Genomic DNA, 16,441 nt, shown 5'->3' on the forward strand with positions numbered 1-16,441 from the left:
GAATTAGGCTTGCTTGCCTATGCTAACCCTGTAGACACAGTTTCGGCCTCCCACCAAAATATGCTCCACCCGTTCGATAAGCGCCTGCTCTCCGAGAACAGCTCGGAATAAATGCAGCTCATTTTTACATAACCCGGTACAGACTACGGCAGCCTCGCAAATCGGACAATGCTTCTCAATAAATAGATAGCTCCCATCGTCTTGCTCTTGAATTTCGGCCATATAACCTTCATTTGTTCGAATCTCGGCCAGCTTCTCAAGCTTGTCCCTAATGTCCGATGCGTCACCTATGTGCTGAAGATATTGCGCTTGCATATTTTTATCCCGGACAGCGAGCAGCTTGTCTAACCCCTCGTTACCGAAAGCCTCTCTCATCGAATGGATCAAACTGACGGACAACTCCGAATAACCGCTTGGAAAAAAACGATTAGCTTCGGGAGTTAATCTCCATAGCTTTGCCGGCCGGCCCATGGGGCGGGCTTCTTCTTCATGTGTAACTAATCCTTCTTCTTTCAGGGCATTTAAATGCTGGCGAATCGCCATTCCAGATAGCATAAATTCGGAGGCTAGTGCCATCACATCCATCCCGCCCTGCTGCTTTAGCAGATCAATGATCGCTCTTCGGGTTCTGGTCGAGGAATCTTTATTTGTTTGATTTCGGCTCATGGTGCCCTCCTTATTAAGCAACTGAATCTACTACATCGCTCCTTACATTTTAAATAAAAATGTTGACAAAGTCAAAGGTGAACGGTACCGTATACTTTGTAAAGAAAAATGTTTACTAAGTATCCGGATACGGTGTATACATAACAATCTTGTTTGGAGGTCAATTTTAATGTCTAATCATCAAAGCATTTTCAGCCCGCGTTACTTTGCATTGTCTATAGGAATTATCCTGTCCGTGATGGCGGTTGGATTCGAAGGCCTTTCGGTAACGACGATTGCTCCTTCCATCGCTGGCGACTTGAACGGCATTGACCTATTTGGCTGGATATTCAGCACGTATCTGCTTGCGCAGATTATTGGCACCTTGGTCGTTGGTCGTATCATTGATCGAAAAGGGCCAGCAGCACCGTTCACTTACGCCCTGTTATTATTCATCGTTGGACTGATCGCTGCGGCGACAGCAAGTGATATGTATATGATGATTTTGGCCCGAGCCATGCAGGGCCTAGGTGCCGGTGCCATGATGACTTGTGTTTACACGGCAATATCTTTAAGCTACCCCGATGAATTACGTGCGAAAATACTCGGAGCATTCGGTACTGCCTATGTGCTTCCATCTATGCTCGGCCCATACGTTGCAGGCCTTATCGCCGATCAATGGTCCTGGCGCTTCGTTTTCTGGGGAATATTACCGATCCTGATCGTTTCAGCGCTGCTTAGCCTGCCTGCTTTTAGGAAGCTGAAAACGCAGGGGACACAAGGGGAAAATGGAGCTGCCGCTACATGGATGGCGTTGCTATTGACGGTCGGTACGGGGATTTTATTAGTTGGTCTCAGCAAGCTGCCGACCATTACAGGGTTTGTTTTAGGCATTATCGGCTTAGTGCTAATGGTATATCCGCTGCGCAAACTGCTCCCCAAGGGAACGCTTGCTATGAGAAGAGGCATGCCGGCTATTCTCGCAACACGTGGGCTATTCTTCGCCGCTTATACGAGCACACAAAATTTTCTGGTATTGGCTTTAATAGATGTGAAAGGAATTACGCCTTCTCAGGCCGGATTAATTGTAGCTAGCGCCGCACTGAGTTGGTGCGTCATTGCTTATCTGCAAGGACGTTGGGATTCGGCAGACCAGGGACGTGGACGTCATACAAGAATTATTCTGGGTGTGCTGCTGCTTGCAATTGGGATTGCCTTCGTATTTTGGGTACCCGTTGTAACCGTTGCTGTCGCGGTTATTGGCCAAATTATAGCGGGGATTGGAATCGGATTGGCGCATCCGATTAGCGGCGTTGTGGCCTTTTCCCAAACAGGAGAAGAAGGGGTTGGCAAAACCTCGGCAAATCTGCAATTTGCAGATTCTTTTACACCGGGCGTCGTTATCGGGATAGGCGGTTCTATCCTAGTTGTTTGCCAAGCTGCCGGGATGTCGATGCAAGCTGCATTAACGGTAACGATGGGCTTTCATCTCTTGTTAATCGTTATGAGTTTATTGGCTAGCACGCGGATTACACCAGCAACTGAAGCAAATAGAGCAAGTCTTCAAACTTCAGGCTTGAAAAACAAATAAACGAAAGGAGAGATGTACAATGTTTAACACCTTAAAAGCTAATATTGATGGAAATCTCATTTTACCAGGAGAGCAAGGGTACGACGAAAGAAGAAAGGTGTGGAATTTGGCCATTGATAAATATCCGGCAGCCATCTTAGTTTGCAAGACTGCAACCGATGTTGTCGCTGCCGTTCAATTTGCCAAAGAGAAAGACATCCCCGTTTCCATTCGGGGTGGTGGTCATCATGTTGCTGGAACAGCCGTTTGCGATAAAGGTATCATGATTGATTTATCTGATATGCGTAAGGTTACCGTAGACACTGTAAGGCGTATAGCTGTTGTAGAACCAGGCGCAACTTTAGGGGATGTCGATGCACAGACGCAGAAATACGGTCTAGCTACTCCGACAGGAACGGTTTCAGAAACGGGCATTGCGGGACTCGCTTTATGCGGTGGTCTCGGTTATCTAAAAGGGATGTACGGCATAACAAGCGACAATTTGATTAGGGCGCGTATCGTTACTGCTAACGGGGAAGAGATTCAAGTAAGCGAACAGGAAAATCCCGATTTGTATTGGGCCATTCGTGGTGGCGGGGGAAACTTCGGAGTCGTCACTTCCTTCGAATTTCAGCTTTACCCTATAGGTCCTGAAGTTTTGGCTGTCGATGTCATGTATGACTATAAAGATGCGAAGCAGATTTTGCAAAAAGCGCAGGCTTACCTGCAGCAGGCACCGGATGAAGTGTCCTTTAATATGATGACCTTCCAGCTGCCTTCGTTGCCTAGTGTGCCTGAAGCAATGCATAACAAACGCGTTATAGTGATTGCCGGGTTATATGCAGGTGATAAGGCAGATGGGGAAAAGGCCATTCAACCACTGCGTGAATTGGCTATCCCGATTGCCGATCAAACGGGTATCGTCCTATATACTGAATTACAGAGTAGGTTTGACCTAGCAGCTCCGAAAAATGTTCCCGTTTATGGAACATCACTTTTTGTTAAAGAATTGAACGATGAAATCATTGATAAGCTGCTCAGCAAACTAGAGAATCCTCCAAGACCGTCTTTACTGGTACAATTCTGGAGCTGTCACGGCCGGATGAATCGCATACCTTCCGATGCTACCGCATTTGCTGTTCGTGATGCATCGTTTCTTCTCAGTTTGGATGTCGACTTTCCCATGGAGGAAGCGGAGAAGTGTGCCGATTGGATAGAATCCGTTTACGAGGCGTTATTGCCCTATTCGCTTCGCAAGTCATCTTATCTGAATACCGTTCGAGCCGATGAGCAAATAACGAAAGATGCCTATGCAGCTAATTACGAGAGGCTGCTCGCCATCAAGAAGCAATACGATCCGACAAACTTTTTCCGCAAAAATCATAATATTGACCCGCAAATTTAGTTTTCTTTTTGCAGGATTAAAACTGCTGAGCAATGGGGGTAGACCTTTTGAGGAGTGTTCGCCTTGCTTTCGAAAAATCGGCAAGAGGAAAATCGCAAAATATATTTTCGACCCGAATTTACTTTTTGCCCGCATTGTGAGAAGAAATTACAGCGTGCCCACACAGGATGGCACAAAAAAATTACGACGTTAAACGGTATTATTGAAGCATGGAGTATAGCCTACACATGCAAAAATATGATTTGCTCGCACAAAGGCATCTTCTACAAATCAGCGGAAGCCGAAATGCTCGGTATGAAACAGTCATCCTATGGTGGGGATGTGCTAAGCCTTGCAGGAGCGTTGTGCTTTACGCCACATATGACGGTGAGCGAACTCACTGCTGCACTTCATGTGACGACTGAGCTCAATGGCGGCATTGTTTTGTCGATGCACGGTGTGCAGCAAAAAAAGGGGAACGAAACGCTCTACATCTTATATGAAGTATTTAGCGGCACGGTAATTGCTGCAAAAAATATGGAAAGTGGAACGGTTGCGGAACTTCAAGCTCTCATTTTGCCAGTCATTAAACTAGGATTTCCTATTGTAGGTATCGTGTTTGATGGCCAGTATAGTTTGAGATTGGCCTTTGAAGGCTTGCTTCCCGGTTTACCTTACCAATACTGCCAATACCGCTATATCTCTAAACCAATTTTAGGGGAAGATCGCAAACTAAAAAAGCGACTGAAAAAGAATATGCGAGCTATAAGAGATTTTGAAAGAAAAATCGGGCAAATGGAAAAAAACATCAGTAAGCAATCAGATGAAGCCGACACTTCAATTAATGGAATGGCTGAAATTCATATGGCCAAGAAATATATCGCAGCTGCTCGGGCTTTATTGTTGGAAGGTGGGGATCCCCCCTTTAACCTCCCAGGTATGCTGATCTATGAACGAGCGCAAGCCATTCAAGCTTCTTTGTCTCGATACTTAGTGAGGAGTGAATGAGATGATAGAAATCAGTGAAAAAGCCAAATCGACTATTCATCAAATGATCTTGGATAAAAATATTGCTGATCTGTTTCTTCGAGTAGGTATTGAAGACGGCGGATGCAGCGGATTATCTTACAATATTAAACTAGACGACCTGTTGACGGAAGAAGATGAGGTATTGCCGACTGAAACCTTCAATATCGTATGGGATAAACGGAGCATCGAATTTTTAGAAGGGATCAAAATTGACTACCAAAATCAAGGCATGACTGGCGGATTTACGATCGACAACCCTAATGCGAAAGCCTCCTGCGGCTGCGGCGCGAGCTTCAGAACAGCAACCTACAAAGGAAGCCGTAAAAAGTGTGACTGAACTGACAATTAAAATTTAGGAATAGAGGGGTGTGAAACAAGGTCGAGGCATAGGCGATAGTGAAATCTGAGGGAAATGAATAAAAGAATTGAAATTCATCATAATACTCAAGTACACTTACCTATGGATTGGGGGATAAAACATGCTCGATAGCCTCGAGAGTAATTATGATTGTGCAAATGCGGGAGATGATCTGCATCAACTCAAGCAGGAGCTCGAATCGCTTCGTGAACAGCAAGCGGAGGACAAAGAAGCACAAGAAGCGATCAATCGACTTGAAAATCAAATTTCGTTCATATTGAACAAATGTGATATCAACCATTAGCCTGAATTTGTAAAAAAATGAACGCTAGCCCGATTTAGATCGTCAACTTCGATCTAAATCGGGCTTTTTGATTTTCTGAAAAATGGTGCATGAAAAGAAAATAAAGGGACAAGTTAAAATTGAGCTTTATTAAGAAAGGATGGAATAGCGTGTGGTCTGTTATAATATCGCACCTCCCTGATTGGAAAGTTTGTACGCAGGCTATTTTAAGCCTGATCATTGCCATTGCTCTTTATTATCTAAATAAATATTTGCGGTCATTAGTTACAAAAAAGAATGCTCCTATCCAAAAAGAACGGAAGAGTAAGCACCATGCCGCTCCTTCGAATTTGTCCGAAGATTATGATGAAAATTTGAATGCAATTAAACAAGCTATTGGCAGTAACAGTGATGTCCATTTTCGTGAATTTCAAATAACAGAATTTCATGCTCGGGCTACGCTCGTTTTTGTAGATGGGATGCAAAATGAAGAGCTGGTCAGTAAGCAGGTCATGAATATTTTAATGAAAGATGTTAAGCATGATATGACTGACGGGAGCCATTTCGTTAATCCATTGGAGTTCTCCTCGTATCTTAAAGATAAAGTACTACCTGTTTGCGAAGCCTATGAAGTTGCAGAACTTCATGATTTAAAACAATCCATTTTGATGGGTTTTACAGCCTTGTTCATTGAAGGCATGCCTCACGCTCTGCTTATCAGCTCGTCAGGAATGAAGACCAGGGCAATCAATGAACCAAGCTCTGAGGCTTTGCTTCGAGGTCCTCGTATCGGATTTACCGAGGTAATAAGTGAGAACACATCGATGCTGCGCAGACAAGGCTACAGTGAAGATCTGGAAATAAATATGTACGAGGTAGGAACTCGAATTAAAAAGAAGCTGGTTATTGCTTACATGAAGGAAATTGTTAATCCAGACCTGCTTCAGGAGGTAAAAGATCGAGTTGGAAAAATCAATATGGATTTCATTGCTGAATCGGGTTATGTGGAACAGCTCATTGAAGATGATTACCTAAGCCCATTTCAGCAAACTCAAAATACAGAACGCCCGGATCGGGTCATTAGCGGATTGTTAGAAGGAAGGATTGCCATTCTATTGGACGGCACTCCTTTTGCTCTAATTGTTCCAGTGACGTTTAGCATGCTGCTGCAATCGCCTGAGGATTATTATGATCGTTGGCTGCCGGGGACTCTTTTGCGCATGCTGCGATTTTTCGCAGCGTTCTTGGCCCTTATGGCACCAGCTTTGTATATTTCGTTTATTTCCTTTCATCCGGGCTTAATCCCGACAGAGCTTGCCGTTACGATCATTGAAACAAGGCAGGGTGTCCCTTTTCCTTCATTGATAGAAGTGATGATTTTGGAAATATCGATTGAAATATTGCGTGAGGCAGGCATTCGCTTGCCTAAGCCTATTGGACCGGCAATGGGCATTGTTGGCGGTTTGATCATTGGTGAAGCAGCGGTCCAGGCAGGAATTGTCAGTCCTTTTTTGGTGATCGTAGTCGCTGTGACGGCTATATCGTCTTTCTCGATACCCGTATATAGCGCAGGGATTACACTGCGTATATTACGTTTCGCTGGCATGTTATGTGCGGCAGTGCTAGGGATGTTTGGAACCATTTTGTTTATATTGTTAATTTGCGGTCATTTAAGCAAGCTGAAAAGCTTTGGAGTTCCTTATGTGACTCCGATCTCACCGTTTCGCTTTAACGACTGGAAGGATTTATTTCTGCGTTCCCCGCTGCCTTTTATGAATAAACGACCGGACATGATGAAGACGCAAGATAAGAAGCGAAGATAGTAACGGCTTAGAGAGGGGGCGCAAACGTGTTTATTCGCAACGATGATAAAATCACCACAACACAAACATCGATCTTTATTACGGATTCAGTGCTGGGGGCTGGTATTTTGACCTTGCCCCGAGGTGTGATCGAAGCTGCACAAACACCGGATGTCTGGCTTTCTGTGCTATTAGGCGGCATTATCGTCATTTTGGTAACGATGGTCATGGTGAAATTAAGTCAGCAATTTCCTAATAACACGGTATATCAATACTCTAAAAGAATTGTAGGCACTATACCTGGCGGAATCTTAGGTGTTTGCTTGATTTGCTATTACATTATTATTGCGGGTTTTGAGGTAAGGATATTTGCAGAGATAACCATGTATTACTTGCTGGAAGGAACTCCGATCTGGGCTATTGTCATTCCCTTTATTTGGGTGGGCACCTATATTTGCTTTGGAGGGATTAATTCCATTGCACGAGTTTTTCAAATTATTTTCCCAATCAGCATTCTAATACTGGTGCTTTCGTATTTCCTCAGTATTCGATTATTTGATATTGATAATTTACGTCCTGTTTTGAGCGAAGGCGTCCTCCCCGTATTCAAAGGGTTGAAATCAACTGTACTTATATTTACAGGATGCGAAGTAATCATGACTCTCGTCGCACATATGCAGCATCCCGAGCGGGCAGTCAGAGCGACTGTTGCAGGAATAGGCGTTCCTTTTGTGCTATATCTTATGACTGTAGTCGTCGTCATAGGGGGAATGTCAATTGATTCGGTGCTGAATAGCACCTGGCCTACAATCGATCTTCTTCGCAGCTTTGAAATTACAGGATTAATTTTTGAACGTTTTGAGTTTCCGTTTCTAGTCATTTGGATGATGCAGTTATTTTGCAATTTCACCAGTTTTTACTTTAATGCTTCGTTAGGAATTTCACAGGTTTTTCATCTTAAAATTCACCCGGTGATATTTGGATTAATCCCCGTTATATTTATCACTACGATGCTACCTGTGCGAATAAATGAAGTTTTTAAGCTAGGTGATACGATAGGCAAGATGGGGATCTTTTTGTTTTTTCTCGTGCCTGTCTTACTTACTGTCATATTGCTCTTTAGAAAGAAGGTTTTGAATCATCATGTATAGATTTAAAAACTTGTTTGCTTTACTTCTTTTATCGTCACTTGTTTTCACTCAAGGCTGCTGGAGCAGTAAAGAAATTGAGGATTTAAGTGTTTATGCAGGTCTGGCTCTAGATGTAGGTGAACGGCCTGAAGTTGAACGCAATCTGGAAAGAGAAGGCGCAAAGTACGATAAAAAAAATCTGGTTTCAGCTACCATACAAATTGTTCCGATAAAATCGTTCGAAAGGCAAGAGAAGTCAAATGAGAAGCAGCTGTTGAAGTATTCCAATTTGCGCCTAACGGGGGATTCTGTATTTGAAATTATGCGCCAATACTCAACAAGAAGGGAGCGTCCAGTCATTGGGCATCATCTTAAAGTCATAGTAGTAGCTACAAAATTGGCACAACAGCATCAGATGGACCAATTAATGGACTTTGTGCTGCGTGATAATGATATACGTCCAAGCTGCCGGGTATTTTTTAGCAATGGGAAGGCTTATGATACCTTTATTAGTAATCAGCCGGAAGAGGTACCTGCTTTTCGGATAAACTCAATGACACAAAATAGTTTCAGAACCAATAAGGTAATGAAAGAGGTTAATCTAACGCAGTTGGATGGATTGCTGCATTCCAAACAAAGCTTCTTATTGCAAAATATCGTCTCTTCAAAGGGGGAAATAGAATTTTCAGGGGCCGGCATCATTAAGGGGAGTACAAGCAAGTGGATAGGCGATTTGAATCAGGAAAATGTGGAAAGCCTATCCTGGATTCAAGGAACAGGTAAAGGAGGGGTTATCAAAAGTTATGATTGGAGAAATGATAACATTACCTATGAGATCAAATCCATGAAAAGTAAAATGACTCCCAAATTACAGGGCGATGCAATTTCCTTTCACATTGCGATTGAATCAACCGGGAGATTAATTGAAAATTGGGATACGAAAGAAAACCCATCCGAGCTAGCTTATTTAGAGGGAGCAGAGAGGGTTTTTGAAGAAAGATTAACAACCATGATTGATCATCTGATGCGGAAAATGCAGTCGAAATACAAAGTAGACGTAGCTGGATTCGGGAAATCTCTCGCTATTAAATATCCGCATAAATGGAAAAAGGTTAAGGACGACTGGGACGAAGTGTTCAGCCGGGTTCCCGTAACCTTTGAAATTAAATTGAAGATTACTGATTTTGGTTCTTCGACAAAATAAACTTATGCTCAGTTAGGGGGTGCATACAAACGATAAAAAGCGGTTCATTCATGGTGAATGAATGTCATGAAAAGGCCTCCCTCTAATGAAGAGGGAGGTAAGGATCGTCAGTAGAGGTGCAAAACTTGGATTCGTATATACGTTGGGTTTTGATTAATTATGGATAAGGTTGTTATATTTTTTTGATGAGTATTTGTAATTCTTGTTTAATATTCTGTTCAGAAGCAGCAGAGAGATAAATTTGATGAAAGGTATCGATACATTTCCTTACTTCTTCTTCACCTCTTGCAGATAGACGTGTATAAACACCGCGGCGATCGCCCTCGCAAACATCTCGTTCAAGGCCCTTACAATTTTTTGCTTCTAGCCTGGTTACAAGCCTGGATACAGCACTTTGACTTAGCCCAACCAAGTCAGGCAGGTCTTGTAGTCTCAATTTTTTATCATCTGCTAGTAATAAATGATAAAGCACATAAAATTCTTTCAATGTTATATTATGTTTATCTTGAAATGCAATTTCGAGTTTATTATTTATTTTCATTTGAATATGCGAAAGGGATAACCAATTATCTAAAAGTTCGTTATTCATAATAAGATTCTCCTATTCTATAAAATGAAGACCTATGATTATCGTATGGCACGGGGTTATACATAAATCCATTTAATCTATGATAACGTTTGTTTTGTTTCAAGTCCATTTTGTTTTACTTTGAAAAGGCAATAATAAGGAATAAGGGCTCAAGGAAACCTTGAAACCTGTAATAGGTAGTCTTTTAAAAGAGTTACATGATATTGACATGTCATATTTTGCGTGCAATAATGTATGCGTGCGAATGCATTTATTTTTTTGTCGTAGTGTCGAATCGTCAAGTGGATAGTAATGGAAATATAAATATACCCGTTTCTGTCTTGGATCTTGCCCGTAAGCCCACAGGGAAAAGGAGGAATGATTAATATGATTAAATTAGGTGTGCTTGACCAAGTACTTGTCCCTGAAGGCCAAACAGCCACAGAAGGACTGCAGCAATCGACTCGTCTCATACAAGCGGTGGAGGAACTAGGCTACTCCCGTTTTTGGGTGTCCGAGCATCATTCCATGCGTGCGCTTGCTTTCTCAAGTCCGGAGGTGCTAATCGCCCATTTGGCAGCTGCAACCTCCCGTATTCGTGTCGGTTCTGGCGGTATCATGCTTCCACATTACAGTGCCTACAAAGTTGCAGAGAATTTTCGGCTGCTGGAGGCGCTTCATCCAAACCGTATCGACTTAGGTTTGGGTCGGGCACCGGGCGGTATGCCGCTTGCGACCAGAGCGCTGCAGCAGGATAAATACGTTGATGTGAATAAATACCCTCAGCAGGTGCAGGATATTATCGGCTATTTGCATGGTTCAATGCCTGCTGGGCATCCGTTTGAGAAGCTGCTCGCTGCACCTGCTATTTCGACGGCACCTGAAATATGGCTGCTTGGTTCCAGTGGTGAGAGTGCAAGAATAGCGGCAAGGCTGGGCACTTCTTATGCGTTCGCGGAGTTTTTCGGCACGCCTGGCGGAGAAGAGGCGATGCAGCATTATAACGAGCATTTTAAATCTAACAACGTATTACAAAATCATCCACGTTCTATAATTGCAACTATTGTGATTTGCGCTGAAACGGAAGAAGAAGCGAATCGATTGGCGATGAGCAGCGATTTGTTATTCCTCGGTATTCAAACAGGTCTGGAGGTGCCATTTCTGCCCTCTGTGCAGACTGCAGCCGATTATCCGTATACGGAGCAGGATCGGCATCATATTCTGCAAACTCGCCAGCGGCGGGTTATCGGTACGCCAGAACAGGTAAAGAAACAACTGCTTCTGATGAGCAAGGAATACAATGTTGGGGAGATTCTCATCAATAGCCCGATTTATGATGAGAAAGCGCGAATCCATTCCTACAGGCTGATTGCAGATGCATTTGGGATGAGCGTGTAGCAGCTTGAATTTCAAAAGCATATAAAAAACAGGTTCGTGAATCGCTCTAAGAGCCATTTCACGAACCTGTTAGTTGAAGATTTAATGCGGTCGAGAGGACTCGAACCTCCACGGCTGTTACACCACTAGAACCTGAATCTAGCGCGTCTGCCAATTCCGCCACGACCGCACATGCAAAATTTACTTTTTTAATTTAGCATGTTGTCATGGGGGAAGTCAAGTTGGCTTTAAGAAGTTGAAATTTTCAGTCTAATCGGTTGCGTCATCATAATAGTAATCGTCAATGTCATTGGCCACGATCTTGAACCAAATGCCAGAGCTTCGGTCACTTTCGATGGAGTAGGTTATTCCAGCTGTCTCAACACTACTTTCCATGTTATACAAATCAACATCAGAATCATCCCATAACAGAGAGATTACAATGTCTTCCACATTCGTATCGATTTCGGATACTGGATTAGCGGCAGCGATTGTAGTATGAATAGTATTCAGAAGATTATTTAGCGTATCTTGCGTTTCATCATTTTGGATGAAAATCGTCACCCCGGGGATGCTCCCGTCATATGGGCTAATAATGCCTGCCAATTTATGAGTTTCAGAGAAGTCATATTGAAAGGAAATTACGCCATCCCCAATATCGGTTAAGGTCATTTCTCCTAATTTTGGCGTTACGTCTAACAGCCGGGCTGCCTCATTAAATTTGGATTGCAACTCCTCCAAGTTCTCCCATATTTTAATAGGAGCGCTTTCCAATGGTGACTCCGTTATCGGCTCCTCATCCAATACATACTCATCATCCAGTTCCTCTTCCATTGTAAAAGCAGGCTCTTCCTCCGCAATCGTAGGAATTGCTTCCGTATTAGAGGTTAGCCCAACCGAAAAAGCCCGGCTTGGGTTGAGCGTCTTATTAATGAAATAGCCTAGCGTAATGGAGCCGATTAATAAAAGCAATACCGTCCAAATAATATAAAATGATTTATGCAAAAGATCACGCTGCCTTTATGTAGAATGAGGTGGAAACATGAAATAGAAAAAGCTTTATTTTTAGTTATAGAGGGCAAGCAGCTGTTTCCAAATATGAAATTTCTCGCCGCAGGCAGGGCAATTCGTGTGTCCAGCCAAATAGGGCAGCTGCACCTTAAGCTGCTCATCACCCAATCGCTCAGCTCGGCTGTGTACATAACGAAGGCTGGATTCCTCCGAGCTTGCAGGATCAGCAGGGGTAATATTCACAGGCGTATCCTTGTCGTTAAAAACGGGATCTGCCTTGTACGCGACAAGCATCTCCCCGCTTTCATCCGGCCAAATGTACGTTTCATGCTCACAAGCAGGGCATGCAGCGACATATTCATCTCCCTCGCTGTGGGTTTGCAGCATATTGGCAACGGCTTGCTCCCCTTGAAAAGCAGCATCTGCGATTGCGATATAACGCTTCTCTGAGTCATCTTTATTAGGCCGCGCATAGTCGGCAATCTGCTCGGACATTTCACTAAACTTTTTAATGGCATCATAATAAGAAAGATAAATATCAGTCCGTACCTTTGCAGTAATATCAGGTACTAATTCCTCAAATTCAGCCGGCATTTCCGATGTTAAATGACAAGAATTGTTTGCTTCGAATAAGCCGCACGTGATGTAAATATCCAGCTTCACTTCCGGATCGTTCGAGAGCCGGGCGATTTCCGCCAAATAAGGGACCGCGGCGTAGGTGCACGGATAAATCGTATTTTGATGATAAAGATGTTCCCAGTAAAGCTCGTCTTTGACCTCTGAGTCATAGTTTTGCGCTAGCTGCTGCAGCATTTCCGGTACAGAATCGGCGAAGCCGTAAGGACCTTCCAGTTCCGACCAAATCGAGCTATTTAAAGCGAGCATAACGAATCGCCTCCTCATAAATAAATATCCAGCATCCTTCCTAGCTATTTTACTATGGAATTGGTGATTTTGGCGATATGTGACAAAGGAAGCAGAATAACGGCGAATTAATTTCCAGCATTCAGCATATTTTGGCGCAAGTTCACAAACAATGAAAGGGAATGAGTGATGACGCGTAGATAGCGAATGAGGAGTGTGGAAGTGTGAACGTGAAGAGAAGCTATTTATGGAAAAAGAAGGCGGTTAGGCTGCTTGGATTAACGATGCTGGTTTTGTCTATGAGCAATGGGACAGGAACCGCTTCCGTTTTTGCTGCCGAGCAGCATTCGCATGCATTCCAGCAACAACAGCAGATACAGCAGCAGCTAGTCTCGGAGACGCTGTCCGTTTCGCAAATACCATCGAATGAAGCGCAATCCCCTGCACAGGAGCGGCGCCACCTTGCCATCGTCATTGACGATTTCGGCAATGATATGGAGGGGACGGAGGAAATGCTGAAGCTGCCGATCAAGTTTACAGCGGCGGTGATGCCGTTTATGCCCTCTACGCAAAAAGATGCAGAGGAGGCGCATCGGCTGGGGCATGATGTCATCGTGCATATGCCAATGGAGCCAAATAAGGGCTTGAAAAAATGGCTCGGTCCCGGAGCCATTACGGCAGATCTAAGCGATGACGAAGTCCGCAAGCGGATCAATGCGGCCATTGACAATGTGCCGCATGCGATTGGCATGAATAATCATATGGGATCCAAGGTGACTGCGGATGAGCGGATTATGCGTATCGTGCTTGACGTTTGCAAGCAGCGCGGGTTGTTTTTCCTCGATAGCCGGACGACCTATAAGACCGTTGTACCGAAGGTATCCAAGGAGGTTGGCGTACCGCTGCTGTCCAACGATGTTTTTCTCGATGATGTGTATACGGTGCAGCATATTAGCAAGCAAATGAATGAAGTGCAAAAGCATCTCGCTACGCATGTTACCTGCGTCGTAATCGGTCATGTGGGGCCTCCAGGCAAAAAAACAGCGGCTGTTCTAAGACAGTCGATACCTGCCATGAACACCGCTGTTTCCATCGTCAAGCTATCGGATATGGTGCTGCAATCATTTGGTGATCAGCTTGTATTGCCGAATTCCGGAAGCGATCGCTGATGCGATGTGCAGCTGCTCACGGGGGTCGGTGAGCATCGTTCGATCATCGCTATTGCTGACGAAGCCCATTTCTACAATAACGGCTGGCTGGTATACGCGTCTAAGTAAATAAAACGGCTTGCCTTCCCTTGGGAGAAAGCGTGTACGCTGCTGGCGATTAAGCGTGTCCTGAATACAGAAAGCAAGCAGGGCGCTTTCTCCGCTGCTCTGATGCAGCACCAGCGGCCCGCGTTCCGAGCGGTCGGGTGTCGAATTGACATGCAGGCTGACGAGCAGCTGCGTAGGAATTTCCTCAGTAAGCTGCCGCCGTTGCGACAAATCGCGCCGATGACGGGAGCCGCTAATATGCCAGCGATTATCGTCGCTAAGCGCATAATCGTCCGTGCGATTCAGCACGGCGGTAATGCCTTGGCTGTTTAGAAGCAAATAAAGCTTTTTGGCTACAGCAAGGTTAATGTCTTTTTCCACTACGCCTCCAGCTGTTGCACCGCCATCTATGCCGCCATGTCCTGCATCAATGAGTACGACGGAAGAAGGCATAGTCCAATGCCCAGCATGTGGGGCGGATTGTTGGGAGGGTGGAGCCGCATCGTCTTTTGAAGCGTTATGTTCTTCTGCTGCCATTGATGCGGAATGGGCAGGAAGGCAGAAGAGCAGTGTAATGATCAAACATCTAAAGCAAGCAAGCACATGCCATCCTCCTTTTGAAAGGCTTTTTTCTTAGCTATATCGTGGCTCAATGGAGGAAATCTCATGCATGTTTATGTTTGGAGATGACAGGGCAAACTGATATCATCAATGGGTGTGAGAAACAACTGTCCTAAGAAGCGACTGTCTTGATACTTAAGCAAAAAAGGAGAGCGACAGAAATGGCCAGCGGGGATGATTTAATTAAATATGTGACCGTTCAGGTTGTGGAATATATGGAAAAGCCAAAAGGGGAACGCAAGCAAATGAAAGCGTCAGCGAAGGCGATAAGGGAGCCATGGCTGACGCGCTGGTTCGGCTGGGGTCCTGTCAGTCTAATGATGTGGTGGCGGGGAAAAAGCGAGCGTCAGCGGTAAAAGTCGCCTAGCTCAAGAAGCAGCGAAAGCGGCACATAACGCTGGCTTTCGCCTAGCTCGTCTGTTTCAAGGGCAACGTAGACAGCGCCGTTATTCCAGCTGTGATAGCCCGTTGCCGACCACACATACAGCATGTCGCCATTAAACCTTGCCGCTGTATAGGTAAGGTGTTTCTTTTTGTCCAAAATGTGCAGCAGCTTTATTGAGCCTTTGGATTCAGCCTTGTCTACAGGAGCATCTGTCAGCCATTGCAGCTTCTCGTAAGGGCTGAATGAGGAATTGGATACCGCTTTGGCAATGCCCGCAGTGGCGGTCATAGGCGTTTGTACTTGAATAAGCTTGAGCTCCTGACTTGCCTCGGCGCTCCAGAGAGAATCATTCAGCGGCAGCGCTTCACCGCTCATGGCATCGGTAAATGCAGTGGACTTGCCGGAAATTTTCCACACGGACAGCAGGGGATGGACATATAGCGGCGTACTCGTAATGGCAGATGGAATGAGTTCAAGCCGCTGAAGCGATTGCTGCAGCGTCGTTAAATTATACAGATAGTCGCCAAGCCCATATTCACCTAAAACAAACCCGCCGCTCTCCGTTGCATGGACAACGAGGTAGCCGACGGTTTTTTTGTGCTGAATAACGCTGGCCATCCAGCTGTGTGTGCCAGGGCCAAGTGCGGATATGCTGAGCGTTGCGCCTTGCCAGCTTTTAAAAGCAGGCTGAGCTGCGAGCTGTTCGGTCCATGCCTTTGCATGGGCGAGGAGGGACGATTGGCCTGCTTGTTCCTGCTCCGGCATGGCGGCAGCTTGCAGGAGTTGGAGGCTGCTTGTCCATAATAAAGCGCTTAATAATAATGCGCCGATCATTAGCTTCCGAATTTGGCTCAGCAATAAATTCACCCTTTTCTTCATGAGGCAGATCGCTAAAGTGGCGAATGCTGCCTATTATTAACTCGCAGCTTCATTATAAAAGGCAGAGCGGGAGAA

At 44.7% G+C, this 16,441-nt stretch carries 17 protein-coding genes and 1 tRNA gene; 11 read left to right on the forward strand and 7 right to left on the reverse strand.

Features of this window, described 5'->3' with window-relative positions; translation table 11 throughout:
- Positions 1–3: 3 nt before the first annotated feature.
- Positions 4–666: a helix-turn-helix transcriptional regulator gene (locus tag AC6B99_RS07530; protein WP_496663105.1), complete on the reverse strand. Its 663-nt coding sequence runs from the start codon at positions 664–666 to the stop codon at positions 4–6.
- 169 nt (positions 667–835) lie between these two features.
- Between AC6B99_RS07530 and AC6B99_RS07535 the strand changes: the two genes are divergently transcribed.
- From AC6B99_RS07535 to AC6B99_RS07570, 8 genes are all read left to right on the forward strand, one after another.
- Positions 836–2,236, forward strand: a complete 1,401-nt coding sequence (locus AC6B99_RS07535) for an MFS transporter (protein WP_494861968.1) — start codon at positions 836–838, stop codon at positions 2,234–2,236.
- Positions 2,237–2,255: 19 nt separating this feature from the next.
- Entirely contained in the window at positions 2,256–3,620 is a 1,365-nt protein-coding gene (locus AC6B99_RS07540; protein ID WP_496663106.1) for an FAD-binding oxidoreductase, read from the forward strand.
- A 54-nt stretch (positions 3,621–3,674) separates the two neighbouring features.
- A complete protein-coding gene (locus AC6B99_RS07545; protein WP_496663107.1) occupies positions 3,675–4,607 on the forward strand; it encodes a transposase in 933 nt (310 codons plus the stop codon).
- Between the two features lies 1 nt (position 4,608).
- Positions 4,609–4,965 (forward strand): HesB/IscA family protein, encoded by a 357-nt coding sequence (locus AC6B99_RS07550; protein ID WP_496663108.1) that lies wholly within the window; start codon positions 4,609–4,611, stop codon positions 4,963–4,965.
- A gap of 142 nt (positions 4,966–5,107) precedes the next feature.
- Positions 5,108–5,290, forward strand: a complete 183-nt coding sequence (locus AC6B99_RS07555) for a hypothetical protein (protein WP_056041814.1) — start codon at positions 5,108–5,110, stop codon at positions 5,288–5,290.
- A 149-nt stretch (positions 5,291–5,439) separates the two neighbouring features.
- Positions 5,440–7,092, forward strand: coding sequence for a spore germination protein (locus tag AC6B99_RS07560; RefSeq protein ID WP_496663138.1), 1,653 nt, complete (start codon positions 5,440–5,442; stop codon positions 7,090–7,092).
- A gap of 26 nt (positions 7,093–7,118) precedes the next feature.
- Positions 7,119–8,222, forward strand: coding sequence for a GerAB/ArcD/ProY family transporter (locus tag AC6B99_RS07565; protein ID WP_494861961.1), 1,104 nt, complete (start codon positions 7,119–7,121; stop codon positions 8,220–8,222).
- Positions 8,215–9,405, forward strand: coding sequence for a Ger(x)C family spore germination protein (locus AC6B99_RS07570; protein ID WP_496663109.1), 1,191 nt, complete (start codon positions 8,215–8,217; stop codon positions 9,403–9,405). Before AC6B99_RS07565 ends, AC6B99_RS07570 begins: the two co-directional genes overlap by 8 nt.
- 172 nt (positions 9,406–9,577) lie before the next feature.
- On the opposite strand, the gene AC6B99_RS07575 is transcribed toward AC6B99_RS07570, so the two are convergent.
- Complete coding sequence (locus tag AC6B99_RS07575) at positions 9,578–9,994, reverse strand: MarR family winged helix-turn-helix transcriptional regulator (protein WP_155973513.1); 417 nt, start codon at positions 9,992–9,994, stop codon at positions 9,578–9,580.
- A gap of 366 nt (positions 9,995–10,360) precedes the next feature.
- Between AC6B99_RS07575 and AC6B99_RS07580 the strand changes: the two genes are divergently transcribed.
- On the forward strand, positions 10,361–11,371 hold the full coding sequence (locus AC6B99_RS07580) for an LLM class flavin-dependent oxidoreductase (RefSeq protein WP_496663110.1): 1,011 nt from the start codon (positions 10,361–10,363) through the stop codon (positions 11,369–11,371).
- Positions 11,372–11,456: 85 nt separating this feature from the next.
- Here the strand turns inward: AC6B99_RS07580 and AC6B99_RS07585 are convergent.
- From AC6B99_RS07585 to AC6B99_RS07595, 3 genes are all read right to left on the reverse strand, one after another.
- A tRNA-Leu gene (locus AC6B99_RS07585) sits at positions 11,457–11,540 on the reverse strand.
- Positions 11,541–11,620: 80 nt separating this feature from the next.
- Positions 11,621–12,355, reverse strand: coding sequence for a hypothetical protein (locus AC6B99_RS07590; RefSeq protein WP_496663111.1), 735 nt, complete (start codon positions 12,353–12,355; stop codon positions 11,621–11,623).
- Positions 12,356–12,415: 60 nt separating this feature from the next.
- Complete coding sequence (locus AC6B99_RS07595) at positions 12,416–13,246, reverse strand: hypothetical protein (protein WP_496663112.1); 831 nt, start codon at positions 13,244–13,246, stop codon at positions 12,416–12,418.
- A 203-nt stretch (positions 13,247–13,449) separates the two neighbouring features.
- On the opposite strand from AC6B99_RS07595, the gene AC6B99_RS07600 reads away from it, so the two are divergent.
- Positions 13,450–14,394 (forward strand): divergent polysaccharide deacetylase family protein, encoded by a 945-nt coding sequence (locus tag AC6B99_RS07600; RefSeq protein WP_235533309.1) that lies wholly within the window; start codon positions 13,450–13,452, stop codon positions 14,392–14,394.
- Here AC6B99_RS07600 and AC6B99_RS07605 read toward each other — a convergent pair.
- On the reverse strand, positions 14,347–15,084 hold the full coding sequence (locus AC6B99_RS07605; RefSeq protein WP_235533308.1) for an N-acetylmuramoyl-L-alanine amidase family protein: 738 nt from the start codon (positions 15,082–15,084) through the stop codon (positions 14,347–14,349). The two genes, AC6B99_RS07600 and AC6B99_RS07605, sit on opposite strands and share 48 nt — an antisense overlap.
- Before the next feature lie 179 nt (positions 15,085–15,263).
- Between AC6B99_RS07605 and AC6B99_RS07610 the strand changes: the two genes are divergently transcribed.
- Positions 15,264–15,458 carry a YqzE family protein gene (locus tag AC6B99_RS07610; RefSeq protein ID WP_056041798.1) on the forward strand — a complete coding sequence of 65 codons (195 nt, stop codon included), beginning with the start codon at positions 15,264–15,266 and terminating at the stop codon, positions 15,456–15,458.
- Here AC6B99_RS07610 and AC6B99_RS07615 read toward each other — a convergent pair.
- On the reverse strand, positions 15,449–16,345 hold the full coding sequence (locus AC6B99_RS07615; protein WP_056041796.1) for a hypothetical protein: 897 nt from the start codon (positions 16,343–16,345) through the stop codon (positions 15,449–15,451). The two genes, AC6B99_RS07610 and AC6B99_RS07615, sit on opposite strands and share 10 nt — an antisense overlap.
- Between the last annotated feature and the right edge of the window lie 96 nt (positions 16,346–16,441).

Source organism: Paenibacillus liaoningensis (assembly GCF_059609455.1).